Genomic DNA, 796 nt, shown 5'->3' with positions numbered 1-796 from the left:
CGAAAACACACCAATGACCAAATTGGATTTTGGCCAACCAGCTACCGTGAGCACTCCTGACACACAAATAAAAGCAAAGCAGGTCGTGCTGGCATTAAACGCATGGATGGTGGAGCACTTTACGCAGTTCAAAAACAGTATCGTGGTAGTTTCTTCCGACATGGTCATCACCAAACCGCTTGGTGAGTCGTTACGGAAAACGGGCTGGCAAGCGGGAACGAGCGTGTTGGATTCGCGTATTTTTGTTCATTACTACCGCGATACGCCAGATGGTCGTCTCATGTTAGGCAAGGGCGGCAATCAGTTCTCTTTCAACAACCAAGTGGACGTGATGTTCAATAAACCAACTCGTTATCAAAATCTTCTAAGGAAGTCATTCGATAAACTTTTCCCGAGTTTGAAAGAGGCGGAGTTTGAATACTCATGGACAGGAGGATCCGATCGCTCAACCTCCGGCTTTCCATTTTTTGGGAAGTTGAACGAGCAACGTAATGTCTTTTATGGTTTTGGCTATTCAGGTAATGGTGTTGCGCAGACTCGCATGGGCGGAAAAATCCTCTCTTCTATGGTGTTAGGGTTGGATAACGAATGGACTCGAAGTGGCTTAGCCAAAGGACCATTGGGGCATTTCCCTCCAGAGCCGTTTCGCTGGATTGGCGCAATGACGGTGCGTAATGCGGTAGGCCGAAAAGAAGAGGCAGAAGATTGTGGTCAAAAACCATTTATCTGGGATAAGTGGCTGGCAAAACTTGCAGGACCAGCAGGCAAAGCGGATAAGCTCGACTAAACTGAAGAC

General features: G+C 47.5%; 1 protein-coding gene. It reads left to right on the top strand.

The features are described from left to right. Nucleotides 1-787, top strand: a 787-nt coding sequence (locus tag R7E78_RS25880) for an FAD-dependent oxidoreductase (protein WP_318058576.1), incomplete at its 5' end; no start/stop codon positions are given. Between the last annotated feature and the right edge of the window lie 9 nt (nt 788-796).

The organism is Vibrio sp. YT-19(2023), from assembly GCF_033337395.1.
This window is presented reverse-complemented; position numbering and strand designations above follow the sequence as displayed.